The 13904-nt window shown below is 53.7% G+C and carries 12 protein-coding genes and 1 pseudogene; 9 read left to right on the plus strand and 4 right to left on the minus strand.

Annotated elements, in window-relative coordinates; all coding sequences use genetic code 11:
• Window positions 1-2 precede the first annotated feature (2 nt).
• The 6 genes and pseudogenes from ACR0C3_RS02750 to ACR0C3_RS02775 all read left to right on the plus strand — a co-directional run bounded on the left by ACR0C3_RS02750 (window position 3) and on the right by ACR0C3_RS02775 (window position 4089).
• Entirely contained in the window at window positions 3-311 is a 309-nt protein-coding gene (locus tag ACR0C3_RS02750) for a Dabb family protein (protein ID WP_480757040.1), read from the plus strand.
• 4 nt (window positions 312-315) lie between these two features.
• On the plus strand, window positions 316-1485 hold the full coding sequence (locus ACR0C3_RS02755; RefSeq protein ID WP_480757041.1) for a dihydrodipicolinate synthase family protein: 1170 nt from the start codon (window positions 316-318) through the stop codon (window positions 1483-1485).
• Between the two features lie 5 nt (window positions 1486-1490).
• Window positions 1491-2498 (plus strand): LacI family DNA-binding transcriptional regulator, encoded by a 1008-nt coding sequence (locus ACR0C3_RS02760; RefSeq protein ID WP_480757042.1) that lies wholly within the window; start codon window positions 1491-1493, stop codon window positions 2496-2498.
• Window positions 2499-2585: 87 nt separating this feature from the next.
• A pseudogene (locus tag ACR0C3_RS02765) lies at window positions 2586-2705 on the plus strand (IS6 family transposase); the annotation flags it as partial.
• Between the two features lie 85 nt (window positions 2706-2790).
• Entirely contained in the window at window positions 2791-3168 is a 378-nt protein-coding gene (locus tag ACR0C3_RS02770) for a SnoaL-like domain-containing protein (protein ID WP_170376164.1), read from the plus strand.
• A gap of 75 nt (window positions 3169-3243) precedes the next feature.
• The gene (locus ACR0C3_RS02775; RefSeq protein ID WP_480757043.1) at window positions 3244-4089 is read left to right on the plus strand and encodes a universal stress protein; all 846 of its coding nucleotides are present in this window, start codon (window positions 3244-3246) and stop codon (window positions 4087-4089) included.
• 77 nt (window positions 4090-4166) lie between these two features.
• Here ACR0C3_RS02775 and ACR0C3_RS02780 read toward each other — a convergent pair whose 3' ends face one another.
• Complete coding sequence (locus ACR0C3_RS02780) at window positions 4167-4730, minus strand: flavodoxin domain-containing protein (RefSeq protein WP_480757044.1); 564 nt, start codon at window positions 4728-4730, stop codon at window positions 4167-4169.
• 335 nt (window positions 4731-5065) lie between these two features.
• Window positions 5066-6370, minus strand: a complete 1305-nt coding sequence (locus ACR0C3_RS02785; RefSeq protein ID WP_480757045.1) for a ferredoxin reductase family protein — start codon at window positions 6368-6370, stop codon at window positions 5066-5068.
• A 197-nt stretch (window positions 6371-6567) separates the two neighbouring features.
• Here ACR0C3_RS02785 and ACR0C3_RS02790 point away from each other — a divergent pair, with 197 nt between their 5' ends.
• Complete coding sequence (locus ACR0C3_RS02790; protein ID WP_480757046.1) at window positions 6568-7152, plus strand: Hsp20/alpha crystallin family protein; 585 nt, start codon at window positions 6568-6570, stop codon at window positions 7150-7152.
• 219 nt (window positions 7153-7371) lie between these two features.
• Window positions 7372-8964 carry a trypsin-like peptidase domain-containing protein gene (locus tag ACR0C3_RS02795; RefSeq protein WP_480757047.1) on the plus strand — a complete coding sequence of 531 codons (1593 nt, stop codon included), beginning with the start codon at window positions 7372-7374 and terminating at the stop codon, window positions 8962-8964.
• On the opposite strand, the gene ACR0C3_RS02800 is transcribed toward ACR0C3_RS02795, so the two are convergent.
• Both ACR0C3_RS02800 and ACR0C3_RS02805 read right to left on the minus strand, forming a co-directional pair.
• On the minus strand, window positions 8965-10581 hold the full coding sequence (locus ACR0C3_RS02800; RefSeq protein WP_480757048.1) for an MFS transporter: 1617 nt from the start codon (window positions 10579-10581) through the stop codon (window positions 8965-8967).
• A gap of 42 nt (window positions 10582-10623) precedes the next feature.
• Window positions 10624-11790: an APC family permease gene (locus ACR0C3_RS02805; RefSeq protein ID WP_480757050.1), complete on the minus strand. Its 1167-nt coding sequence runs from the start codon at window positions 11788-11790 to the stop codon at window positions 10624-10626.
• A 494-nt stretch (window positions 11791-12284) separates the two neighbouring features.
• Between ACR0C3_RS02805 and ACR0C3_RS02810 the strand changes: the two genes are divergently transcribed.
• Window positions 12285-13889 (plus strand): Na/Pi cotransporter family protein, encoded by a 1605-nt coding sequence (locus tag ACR0C3_RS02810; RefSeq protein WP_480757051.1) that lies wholly within the window; start codon window positions 12285-12287, stop codon window positions 13887-13889.
• The last annotated feature ends 15 nt before the right edge of the window (window positions 13890-13904 follow it).

The following is a 13904-nucleotide window of genomic DNA, read 5'->3' on the forward strand; positions in this document are numbered from 1 at the left end:
AAATGATCCGCCATATCGTACTGACCAAATTCCGCGCCGACGTGACCGAGGAGACAATTGGAGCCATCTACAAAGGCCTCGAGGACGTGTCCAAGGCCCTTCCCGGAGCCAGCGGGTTCACCGGGGGCCGAAGCGAGAGCCCCGAGCAGATCGAGCGCGGATACATGCATGGGTTCGTGATCGATTTCGACGATTGGGCCGCGCTGGAGGCCTATCAGAACAACGAAACGCACAAGGCGCTGGGCGCGCAGCTGGTTGAGAACGCCGTGGGTGGTATCGCCGGCATTCTGGTTCTGGATTTGGAGGTTTGAGACAATGAAATTGATTTTGCCAAATCTAGATGGGCAATTGGAACCCTATGCGCTGACTGGAACACCGCTAGTGCCGCGCGCGCCGCAAGTGCCTCTGACACGTACGGCTTTTGCCGCGGCTCATGTGGTTTCAGACCCTTTGGCAGAACGTAACCCCTGGGATGGGCGCCCCACCGTTGATTGGGAAGCGACGCTGCGCTTTCGTCAGGGCCTCTGGGATCAAGGGCTGGGCCTCGCCGAAGCCATGGATACCGCACAACGGGGTATGGGCGTCGATTGGGAGACCGCGTTGGAGCTGATCCAGCGCACGATGAAGGCAGCGCAGGCGCATTCGTTGTCGCCTCGGGTGGCTTGTGGGGCAGGGACCGATCATCTGCCGCTTAGCGCGTTGAACACAGCAGGTGAAATTCTGTCAGCCTACGAGCATCAGGCCGAGGCGATCGAAGCCGCTGGAGGGCAACTGATCCTCATGGCGTCACGCGCCTTTCCAGCGATCAACGCGGGTCCGGACACATACCATGATGTGTACCGCGCGCTGATCGATGGGGCGGCGAACCCAGTAATCCTGCACTGGCTGGGCGATATGTTCGATCCTGCATTGACGGGCTATTGGGGTAGCACGGATGTCGACGCGGCCAGCGACTTTGTGTTGTCCCTGATCAACGAAAACCCTGCCAAGGTTGACGGGATAAAAATATCCTTGCTGGATCAGGCACATGAAGAAGCATTCCGCACGCGGTTGCCGGACGACGTGCGCCTCTACACTGGCGACGATTTCAATTATGCCGATCTCATTGCCGGGGATGGAACGCATTTTTCCCACGCTTTGCTTGGCATTTTCGCTGCGATCGCCCCCGCTGCCAGCCAGGCGCTTGAAGCGTTGGCTATGGGCGACATGGTTCGCTACAACGCGCTGTTCGCACCGACTATCCCCCTAAGTCGAGAGATTTTTAAGGCTCCGACGCGGTTCTACAAAGCCGGGATTGCCTATCTGGCATGGCTGAACGGAGCCCAGTCCCATTTCATCATGCCAGGTGGGTTCCAATCCAGCCGTGACATCTGCCACTACGCGCAAGTGTTCAGATTGGCGGATCAGGCCGGTTTACTCTCTGACCCTGAACTGGCTAAAGCACGGATGACCACGCTTCTTAGCTTGCATGGAGTTGAACAATAGCCTGAATGCGAAGACCCACGATCATAGATGTCGCCAACTCGGCGGGCGTTTCCAAGTCGACGGTAAGCCTTGTGTTGCAGGGCAGTCCGCAGGTGAAGCCGGAGACACGCAAGCTCGTCCATACCGCGATGAAAGAGATCGGGTATGTTTACAACCGATCGGCGGCAAATCTGCGATCCACGGGAACGGCGCTAATAGGTTTGGTAATCAACGACCTGACCAACCCGTTTTTCACCGAGTTTGCGACTTCGTTGCAGATGGCGTTGGGGTCCCGAGGCTATGCGGTTGTATTGGCTAACACAAATGAAGACCCTGAACTTCAGGATCAGGTGGTGGGCGCGATGCTTGAGCACGGTGTTTCTGCCTTGATCCTTTCGCCAGCTTATGGCGATGTCACAAACACCCTCTCCGCGGTAGAGCGAGCTGGCATTCCGTTGATGCAAGTCTTGCGGCAAGTTGAAAGCGAAACGGGTAGGTTTCCCTTTATCGCCCCTGATTACGCAGAGGGTGGACGCGCTGCCACGCAGTACCTGATCGAAACGGGCGCGCGAAACATCGCATTTATCGGTGGTCTGGATGGTGCCGAAGTCACTCAGGAAAGGCTGTCCGGCTATATCAGTGCGATGAAAGACAACCACTTGCAGCCTATTGTAAAAACAGGGGAATCCAGCCGATCATTTGGACATGAAGCAACGGTTAGCCTCTTCAAAGAACACCCTGCATGCGATGCCGCAGTTTGTTTCAATGATCTTGTTGCTTTTGGGATGATCAATGCCTGCCATGAAACTCAGGTTAAAATTGGCACGGAGTTTCAGATTGTCGGTTTCGACGACATCAAGGAAGCATCAGAGTGCTGGCCAGCTTTGTCTACCGTACATTGCGGCGTCTCTGAGTTTGGAGAACAAGTTGCGGACACTGTTTTGCTGTGGTTGCAGGATGGTGTCGCGCCTGCGCAACACACGCGAACTACAACGCGCTTGGTATTGAGGCAAACTACGAAAGACACGGTGTAGCAAAAGACTATACCAGCCTTTGTCGAGAGGTTTTGTGAGAAGAACTTTGGTAAAGCGGGGCATGGCGGTTGCGCAGCTTTTGCCACGACCAGACCCGACTTTTTCAAACACTTTGAATCTAGTCCCGAGATCATCCGCTTCCCGCTCTCGCTTCGGAATCTCGAAGATCTGCTGCACAAGCGTGGCATCGATGTGAGACCCGAAACTTTCCACCAATGTGCTTATTGATCCTTGTCAAGAATTGAGCGGGTAAGAAGTGGTACACTCAATGGCAATCTAGGGGAGGGGATTCATGGAAGAGTTGATTGAAATCGGTAGATCCTTCGTCCAGGCCATGCGTGAACGCAGAGGCCTTGGCAGTGTTGATGAAATGTATGCCGAAAACGCGCAGTCGATAGAAGCCGTTGTGCCTCCGGTTCGACAATTTCGCGTTTCAAAGGGTCGCGAAGCCATCAAGGGAAAAAGAGAGGACTGGTTGGCATCGCATGAAATCCAAGAACTAGAAGTGGATGGCCCCTACGTCCACCCACCCAACCGATTTGGAGTCCGTTTCAGAGCCGAAGTCGTTCAGAAGGCCACGGGTGAGCGTATGACCCTGCGCGAGATCGCAGTGTATTCGGTGGCGGAAGGCAAGATTGTGCTGGAAGAGTTCTTCATGCTGCCGAAGTAACATCATCGGCGATTTGTTGGTTCAGTCGGTGCGCACGGCTCTTGGGTGAAGTGAAATTCCGGGCGGAGGTCGGGAATGCAACACAGAACAGTGGCATATTATGTAGGAGTTGATGCGGAAGACGCGTCGATTTTGGAATGCGCTGAAACTGCCCGTACCCAGAACGACCACTTGAATTGCGTATTGATCGCGGCCTTACCTAACCTGCCTTACCTGAAGTATGGATCAAACAGGTTCGTGGAAGCGGGTCTTCCCTCAAACTGGTTGGATGTTCTTCACGCGAAAAATGCCGCCTTGAAGTCTCGCGCCACTGAAGTTGAAGCGCTTCTTGCTGGGCAGGGCGTATCTGCAAATGCAACTGGCTTCATGGGACTTGGAGCAGAGTTACAGCAACTTGTAGCAGAACAAGCCAAATGCTCTGATATCGCTTATCTAGACGCTGGATTGCGAAAAGATCCTGATTTATTTCACAAGATCGCGTGCGGAGTTTTGTTTCATTCGCCGGTCGCTCTGATGATTAATGGAGATCCCTATGCCCAACGCGACCGCGTTTTTTTGGCATGGAATGATAGCTTGCCTGCGTCCAGGGCAACGCATTTAGCTTTACCCATTCTTCTGGCGGCCAAAGAAGTCGTGATTGGGTGTTTTGATTTGCCGTCGCCTGAGGACGTAGAAGGTAGTGTGCCGGGAACTGACCTAGCTGAATGGCTCGGCCATCACGGTTGCAACTTGACCGTGTCGCAGTTCCAGTGCGGGGGGAATTCAATTGCAGACTGCATTCAAGAACGAGCAAGCGAAGCCCGGGCCGATCTCATTGTTATGGGCGCCTATGGGCATTCCCGTTTGCGAGAAACAGTTTTTGGGGGCACGACGCAAGCAATGTTGGAGCAGACAAGTTTACCAGTGCTTTTCGGACACTGATGAAGTGAGCCGATGACTGTAACTTTCTGGGAGCCATTGCCATTAAAATTCATCAGTAAATAGATGAGAAACCATTTTTAAGAGTTTTCTTGAGGTTGAAGCGTATTTGCCCGACTGTTTTCGCCAAGGAAATTTATCACAATTGACGTTAGCTCATCCCAGTCCGTAAACTCTCGTGCCCCTTCACGTGGATCGATTTTTCGACCGAGCAAGACGACGTGCTTGAGGATCTCCCTCTCAAAATACCCGTAGTTTTCGGGCCTCACCGCGCCTGCGATCAAAGCCGTCGCATTTGGTTCAAAACCTGTCCGCAGAAGCATTTCGTCAAGATAGTCGCGTGCTTCTTCTCGACCTGACGCAAAAGCAGCTTTTAAACCGACGGAAAGCACGAGAGACTTTCGCTTCATTAGGGCGTCTCTATTTGTAGCGACAAATGCCTCGAATGACTTGGGGTGCCTACGCTCGTGGACAGGGGCTAGGAGAATAACCTTGACCACATCGTCAAGTGAAACGTGGCTGGGTATTTCGTAGGTATTGATCAGCTTTGCGTCGAAACCGGCATTCTTCGCGACATTGCTGATAAAGCGCGCAATTTTTGCTGTTTGGCCTTCGACCGTCGCGAAGGCGATGAGTACGGTCATTCCGATCCTCCCATAAATCGGTCTGAATAGATTGCTTATTATGAATAAGTGACCTGCGTTGCCCTTGATCTCCATCAAAGGCGTTTCTTGAGACCATATCGGGATCGTTGTCGTACGCTTTTGCTGTCGACGCAGAGCATGTTTTAGGGAAGTTCGCGGCGGCATCCATCTCCAAGAAAACCTGCCTTTGCGGCCGGCCGCTTTGAAGCTAGCCAATTCCTGGTGATCAAGCTTGCTACCTTAAGCAAAAGGCCAAGACAGCGACGAAGACTGTAAAACTGATGAACCACACTGTGAATTTCACTTGTTGGCGTGCGGGCAGGTTTCTGATCAGTCTAATCATAGTCAAACCTTTCAGACAAAATCCGGTGTGACACGGTGCCCCGCTCAATCAGATGATCTTCGACGGTGTCCATCATGGCTGGGGGGCCGCAAAGAACAAAAAGCCAGTTTTCATATTGCTCAGACGACAAATTGCGGTCCAAGAGAGGACTGTCGATTAAACCTGTCTCTCCGGACCAGTCCTTTGGCGGTTCGGATAGAACAAATACTGTTTCTTCTTTGGACAACTCCTGGCGATAAACAATCTGCTCCTCCACCCGGTTGCCATAAATAAGCTTGAGATCGTGCCGTGTTCCGCTCAGTCGAACTTGACGCATAATGCTCAACATGGGCGCGATCCCGACACCACCTGCGATCAGAACAATACCTGTCTCAGTTCGGTGGCTGATAGACAGATTCCCGTGTGGGGCATCCAGATAGGCCGTGGTTTGCGGAGCGATCTGTCCGAGACCACATGTGAAATCTCCAAGCTCCTTTATCACGAATGAAACTTCGGGGCCTTCGGCTGGTGCCGAACTAATCGAGAATGGGTTCTCATGCAGAGAAAAGGCACTGCGGCCGACGTTTAGCCAGGCAAACTGCCCTGCCTCGAAGGTCAGTCCGTTGTGACCATGGGGCTTGAGGCGCAACTCCCATTGCTTCGGTGTTAGTCGAGACACAGACGTGACGTGCCACGGCCTTTTCCTCTGACGTAAAGGGCGAACGAGATAGACATACAGCAAAGTTCCAACTGCAATACTGGTCAGGGCAAGCCAGAGATACATCAACAGCGGATGCCCACCGTAGCGCCCAGCATAGACCGTGTGATGCAACAGCAGGCATGCGATCACCAAGGCTCCCAGCCCGTGTAAGAGGCGCCATGTTTCGTATTTGTAATCAAGGGATTTGCGGGCAATTGCCGAGGCGACCAGAATGAACAGCAAAAAATATGCGCCGATGCCCGATACCAGCGTAGAAAAGTCGGTCGAAATCGTAAGTTGGTTTGTTTCATCCCACGGGCGGCGTCCGCCTGAAGGCGTGCCCTGATACAGCAGCGGGTGTATCAGCGCAAAGCCGAGTGCTGTACGCGCCATCAACTGATGCACCCGCATGGTTACATCCATACCTAGACCGGAAGAGATGAACCTGAACCGCCCAGACAGCAGGAACTCGACTAAGATTATCGAAAATGCAAGCATTCCAAGCCCGGACGCGAGCTCTTGATGAAATGATCGTGGTGGCCAGCCTAGAGACCAAGAAAAACCCAAGGGAGCCAAGATCAGCAAAACGTAAATCAGCGCCAGATAAGGCCATTTCATACAGTTTTGCTCCACTGTGCTAAAGCTGGGCAGCTTGGGCTCATTCAAAATAAACGCTAAGCTGACCTGGGGTTCCGATCAAGACTACTGAGATTGGTGCCAACTCCACCACGACATGGCAGGTTTAGTGGACGACGTTTCCCGTTTCTGTTCGTTCAGCCGCTGCGTTCGGTCTGGCTGGTGCTGAGGTTGCATGCTTGCGCAAGATCAAGGTCCTTGACCGCTTTTCCTGTCATAATGTTGCGCGCGCGAAATCCGACCAAAGGAGGAGGCTCAAAATGTTGGAAGACAAAAAGTCACCGCAACTTTTCACTGGAATGCAACCGCTCTCTGACAACTTTCGGCGTGAAATGGAAACACTGATGTCGCGTTTTTTTGGGGGAGGATCACCCTTCCTGCCGATGGAAACGGCTGCGCAACGCACGGGTTTTCCGTCTCTTGATATGACGGGTGCGATTTCACCGGCAATCGATGTCCAAGAAACGGATTCTGCGATTGTCCTGACGGCTGAATTGCCGGGGCTCGAAGAGGATGATGTGGAAATTGAAATCAAGGACCGCAGGCTAATCCTGCGCGGTCAGAAGAAGATTGCGCATGATGATACGGGCGATCTGCGTGTCAGCGAAAGAAGCTATGGCAGCTTTTCCAGAGCTATGTCGCTGCCAGACACTGTGGAAATCGACAAGATTTCAGCTGAATTCGACAAAGGCGTTCTGCATATCGAAATGCCGAAGACTGAGCCTCAGGATCCAAGCCGTAAGATCAAGGTATCGTCGAAATAGACGGTCTGGTGGCTCGATACCGTGCATAAAAATGCCAAGGCAGAGGGTCGATCGTGGATCGACCTTCTTAGAGTTGCGGCCTGGTAAGAGGCTTTGGTTGTTTCCGGGTAGGCATCGCAAGTGTCTGTAGAAATGTGTTTTTTGCACATTCGTACTAGGCCATGGGTTTGGCGTTTAAGCGTGGTAGAATGCCCTTACGCGTTTGGGTAGGGGGCCACAATGCGAAAACCAGAAGAGAGTGGTATGACACCCTCAGGACATGCTGGTGAAGGTGAGGTGCGGGCCTTTCTGGAGAGCCTGACCGGACCATCGCGCGGCAACGTGAACTGGTTGGTCGATAAAGCCCTGACCGTTTCAGTTGACAACGGCAGGGTGCTAAACCTTCGACCTAAAGACGACCTGCCTCCCCATGATAACGATATTGCCACACTGCAGTGGGCTAGCGACCGCTACACGATAACCGCGACGGTAGGGCGCAATGTATGGGTAAACGGGCAAAAAGCCTCTTCGGCGCCTCTTAGACATGGCGACATGATCGAGTTCGGTGAAAAGGGTCCTATGTCTCGATACAGGTTGTGTGATCACTCATTTCCCGCGCACCATACAGTCGAGGATATCCTCAGTGATGCATATGCTTACACCCGAACGAGCCGCCGACCTTTCGCTAAAAAGATGTCTGGTGCCCTACGCGATAGTGGGCGGCGGCTTGCCTCTCAAACCACGATACTGTTCAGGATCACAGTTCTTGCAACACTTCTTGTGATCGCGGGTTTTGGGTACCTGCTTTACAAAAACGACCGGCGTTTGGCGGCTAGTATCGAACAGGAGTCCCGCAAGATCGAAGCGGTCGCGATTATGCTCGCACAGACGCGAGAAGATGCACTTACCCCTGATGACCTAGCTTCGTTGCGTGACGCTTTTGAGAACCAGGTCTTATCGACCGAGGAGCGTCTTGGAACCTTGGAGCAGCGGGCGGGAGCACCCACGCGGGTGATCTTTGCCTCCATTCGATCCGTCGCGTTCCTTCAGGGGGCTTATGGGCTGCGCCACGTGGAAAGCGGAAAGATTTTGCGGCACGTGTTGGGACCGAACGGAGAAAACCTGAAAACCCCGTTTGGCCAGCCTTGGATCGAACCGGACGGGACCGGCGAACCTGCAGAATTTCAATTCACCGGAACCGGCTTTTTGATTGCTGGCGTACCGTTGATGGCCACCAACCGTCATGTTGCGTTGCCGTGGACATCAGGGGACCGAGAGAAGGCGCTGAGAGACGCGGGTCTTGAGCCAGAGATGTTGAGGCTGCTGGCCTATTTGCCTGACCAAACGGAACCAATAGAGGCGCGTTTGGTCCGGTTCAGTGAAGCCGCAGACTTGGCGATTTTAGCAGTTGAGCCAAGCCGCGTTCAGGGCCTCGGAATTCCGTTGGCGGATGCCACGTCTCGCGTCGGTGAAGAACTGTATCTGTTGGGATATCCAACGGGTTTGAAAGCTTTGATCGCGCAGGCTGGTCCGGGCTTTTTAGAGGAACTGGAAGCAGAAGGAACGTTGAACTTTTGGTCGATCGCGTCCCGGCTTTCATCTCAAAGCAAGATACACCCGCTAGCAAGCAGAGGGATTGTCGCGCGGACAAGTGGGAGCGCCATCGTTTATGACGCCGAGACCACGACCGGTGGGAGCGGGGGGCCAGCATTGAATCGGCGGGGTGAGGTCGTTGCCATCAATGCTGCGATCCTGCCCGAGTTTGGTGGCTCAAACATCGGCGTCCCGGTCTCACATCTCAGAGCTCTGCTGGAAGAGGCGGAAAGTCAGTGATCATTCGCTCGTTCGGAAGCGTGAGTTTTGAACGAAAAACACTGTGACCAGTGGAACGATCACCGAGATCACGGCCACGGAGATCAGCAAGTACCCAAGTTCACTGTAGTCCGCGGTGGACGTGACCGTACCGGTTTCTGGATTTGTGACAGCGCGTGTGACGACGAATGTTTGGTTGAGGTATTTGGTGCTTAGGCTGCTGGCTGACAGAGCCATGTTTGTGAACGATGCCATCACCGCAAAGAAGGTCGCTTTCAACTGAACAGGGGCATTGCGCGCAATCCAAGCCAACATCGGGACCATGGCGATCTGTCCAAGTGGCGACTCAACGGCTGTATCAAGAATGGCTATGAATCTTGCATCGACAACACCGCCGGTACGCGCCGCCGTCCATTCATGCACACCGTAGTAGAGGGCAAGGTTAGGCAGGGCGAGAATGCCAGCCGCAATCGTCAGCAACACCACCACATGTGCAATGGAGCGATTGGCCATAAATGGTCGAAGGACAATTAACCCGAGTAGGGCCAGCAGCGAAGTCAACAACGCAAGGATTGCCAGGAACTGTTCATCGAATCCCAGTTCATCGATTTCAAACCATGTCAGGCCTGGTCCCGGTAGCGGCACAGCGCGAAACACAAAAATGATTGTCGCTGTCCCGATCAAGGCTTTGGCTTGGGCCGGGTCCAGCTCCTTCAGTAGGCGCGACATGAGGTAGAGGATCACCGTCAGGGAAACCGCAAAAACAGTCTCTTGCGCAAACTCGAAATCCGCGGTTCCCAGCACGATGCTAAGCAAAACGAATGCAAGACCGCCGAGCAATATGGACCATCTGACTTCGGTGGCTTCATCCGGCGTATGTGGCGGGTGGCCGCGCTTGACAAGCTGACGCTGGATAAAGCTATGAAGAACCACTCCACTGACGGACAACACCGGAATGGCCAGAGCTATCAGGTATACTTGGCCATAAAGCGCAAGGCGTTCGGATTTTTGCAGTTCTTCGGTCCCAGAGAATATCCAGATGTTTACAGCCGCAACCGCCGCGAACCCGGAAATGATCGAAACTCTGCCCAAGGTCTGCATTGTTGTGTGCTGTGCACGGGTTTCTTCGGGCGAAAACGGTAGGCCGCGCTGGTCAACCCTTGGGACCGCCTCAACCGTCATGGCGTCAGCGACAACATCCTGAATGGCATAGCCGGAAGGCGCCAAGAGGAGGGCAACAACATACCAGTCTTCCAACGGCATGAACTTGGACATCTGTGCAGGCGCGGTCACGAGACCGTACATTGTGAGCAAAGACAATGTGATCAAGGATGCGCCGAACAAGATCAGCAAGGACTTCCAACGCCAGAACAGGTCCACGACATGGCCAAGTGGCATTTTGAGGATCCAAGGGAGACCGGCCCAAAATGCAAGTCCTGCAACGAAAGAGGCAGATAAATCGAGATAGTCTTTTAGGAAAAAAGCTCCGACGACTGAGGTCAGGCCGGACACGCCCGCCGCGAAATAGACCATCAGTGGCGGCAAATAGGACCATTGCAGCTGCTGAACCAGATCCACAAACGTTCTATGCCACCAGGCCGAAAGTTTTGATCCTATGGAAGCTTGGTCAGTCGTCATATGCTGTGGCAGTTCGCTGAGGCCTATGTTCGTTTTATCTAGTTAGAGAAATCCAGATCCAAAAAGCAATGCGCTGGTGATCACCCCAAGGATCGGCACCACAAGAGGAACACGGAAGTGTTTGGCGGCCTCGTCCGGCTTCATCTTCAGCAGGATCAGCGAGACATTGACCAGTACAAAGACACCTAGAACGATCTGCGACGTGCGCTCTGCCAGAGTACCAATCGGTATAGTTTGGGTCAGGAGAACGATGATTGCGACGACCAACAAAGTAGCGACAACTGGTGTCTGAGTTGCTTTCGGGACAATCGCCAGAACCTTCGGCAAATGGTCACGGTCAGCTAGGCCGTAGATCACCCGTGAGGCCATGATCATCTGGATCAGTACTCCATTGACTGTCGCCACAATCGCGACTGCGGAAAAGCCTTGTTTGATCACCTCGGGTGCGTTTGAAAACACAAGCGCGAGGGGGGCTGCAGATGTCGACAGAACATCGATCGGAACAACAAGTAGAACCGTCATTGACGTTCCCAGATACAACACGGTCGCCAGAACGAGCGTTAGTAAAATCGCTTTTGGGATCGTGCGGACCGGGTCTTTGACCTCTTCTGCGACATTGGCCATGTCCTCGAAGCCAACAAATGCAAAGAAGGCGAGGAGTGATGCCGCGAAAATGCCTCTCCACGCGTCGAGTTCAAGCGGGGGAAGCATCGAACTGATCCCGTATCCCTGCGGATCATGAACCGACATACCCCAGCCCATCACAAAAAGAAGGCCTGCGATCTCGACGATCGTAATGATAGCCGCAACAAAGACCGACTCAGTGATCCCCCAAAGCGCGATTAGACCCATGATTAAAACGACGCTGATGGTCAAAACAGGGATCGCGAAACCGGTTAAAGCGTGCAGGTATGACGCTGCGCCAATTGCAACTGCAGAGGCAGAGATAATTCCAGAAGCTGCGACCGCGAGCCCGACGAAAACCGCCATCCATCTTTTCTGAAATCCCGCCTCAACATAGGCCGCTTCGCCTGCGCTGACAGGAAATCGTGTTGCGAGTTCAGCATACGAAAGCGCGGTGAGTGATACGACGAGGGCGGCTACAACAAACGAAAACGCCGCAAACGGTCCGGCAATGTCTGCTGTCGCGCCGACCAAAACATAAATGCCCGCTCCGACCGTTACCCCGAGGCCATAAAGCGTGAGCAACGGGGTAGTAAGGGCTCGTCTGAGTTTCTGTTCGTTTGGATTAACAGAGTTCATAAGCGATTTTCACCAACTGCCCATTCAGAATGTCGTCTGTGGCGTCCCTCCCAGTTTTGTCCGTGATCGGCGGAGCGGCGCGATCCGATGGTCAAAGCTGCACCGAATGCCTTGTATCTCAACGTCTGGGCGCATCGGACGCCAATAAACTAACTGGGGGCTCGCCACCACTTCTGCCGAGCCCCCAGTGGGTGGAACTTCCACTCCTTCAGAATTCCGTTCACCTTTGTGTTTGCTTGGGGACAGACCGGTGAACGTAGAACAAGCTGAAACATTCGTATTTCACTATGTGATTCCTATTGGTGCTTTGATCTATGTCAATCAACTCGCGGTCGCCGGTCTGCGAGGCTGAATCCCAACCAACTGTCGTTTGCCGTCGAACTTAAAGGCATAGCAAACATGTCAGGCGGTTTGAGATTTAGGGTGGAAGGCAATTCGCAATGCTCTGGAACCTGTTACCAGCACTGGGCGGCATCGGCCTGTTCCTTATCGGCATGCTGTTGATGACGGACGGTTTGAAGGCGTTGGCAGGGGCGCGATTGCGAGATATTTTGGGCCGGTTCACGTCGACACCGTTTACCGGGGCGATAACAGGCGCGGTCACGACAGCTGCGATCCAGTCTTCCAGCGCGACGACTGTCGCAGCCGTCGGATTTGTCGCGTCTGGCCTGCTCACCTTTCCCCAAGCGCTTGGGATCATCTTTGGGGCCAATATCGGAACGACCATGACAGGTTGGGTTGTCGCGCTCTTGGGGTTCAAGCTGGACTTGGGGCAAGTGATGTTGCCCGTTGTTTTTGTTGGGGCTTTGCTGGCGCTTTCAGGAAAAAAAGCGGTTGCCGGCCTTGGGCTGGCGTTGGCCGGATTCAGCTTGATTTTCATTGGGATCGAGCAGCTCAAGTCCGGGCTGGACGCCTTTCGCGGCGTAGTTACCCCTGCCGATTTTCCACCTGATACATTGCTGGGCAGGCTAAAGCTTGTATTGATCGGTGTCGTTATCACGATGGTGACGCAGTCTTCGAGTGCTGGTGTTGCAACGGCATTGGCTGCGTTGAGCGCGGGTGCCGTGAACTTCCCTCAAGCAGCAGCTCTCGTCATTGGAATGGACGTGGGGACAACTTTTACTGCTGTTCTGGCCACCTTGGGTGGGGGCACGATGGCGCGTCGAACCGGTTTTGCGCATGTGATCTACAACGTGATGACAGGAGTAATGGCATTTTTTCTGCTGGGGCCGTTTACTTTGATCTTTTTAAGTGGGGCAGGGGCTGGAAACTCTCTGACTGCGCTTGTCGCGTTCCATAGTTTCTTCAACGCCATAGGCGTAGCGCTGATTTTGCCGTTCGCGAAACCCTTCGCCAAATTTATCGAGGCGCTCGTACCCGACAGAGGTGCTGAGTTGACGAGGTCTCTGGATTCACTCGTTCTTGGGGTGCCGGAAATAGCGGTGGATGCAGCAAAAGCTTCAGTCGAACAAATTGCTAGGGCCGAAGTGGCGCACCTTCGTTCATGTATGGGGGCATCTCAGCCAAGCGGAGCCGACTTTGGGCAGGACAACATTGAGACGGCTGTTTCTGAGGCGCGCTCGTACCTAGACAAGATTGAACTGCCAAGCAGGTCCGAGGCAGAGATATCCAGCATCAAGGGTATGTACCATGTCCTCGACCATCTTGACCGGCTGCTTTATCGGTGTAGCCAAGATGATCGGATAAGCGAGTTACCGAAAGACCGGCGTTTGAAGCGGCTCGCTTCGGTGTTGATTACAGCAACGGATGGCTACTTGGAGATCGACAATCCAGTGCAGTGTGAAAATACGCTGAACCGTCTTCGCCGTTTTATGCGGCGACAGAGGAAACTTCGCAGAGACTTGCTCATCTCCGACGCTGCAACTGACAATCTGCCGGACGACGTGGTTTGGGCTCGGCTGGATGCCCTCAGATGGTTACATCGCGTGTCTTATCACCTCTGGCGCATTCGTTGGCATTTGAACGCATTGGAAGGAGAGTCGCCTGGGCGCAAGGGTGGTGAGGTCAATGACGAGCTGGCGTAGTCGGAGGCCGGCCTG

It is taken from the genome of Ruegeria sp. CK3, assembly GCF_056536565.1.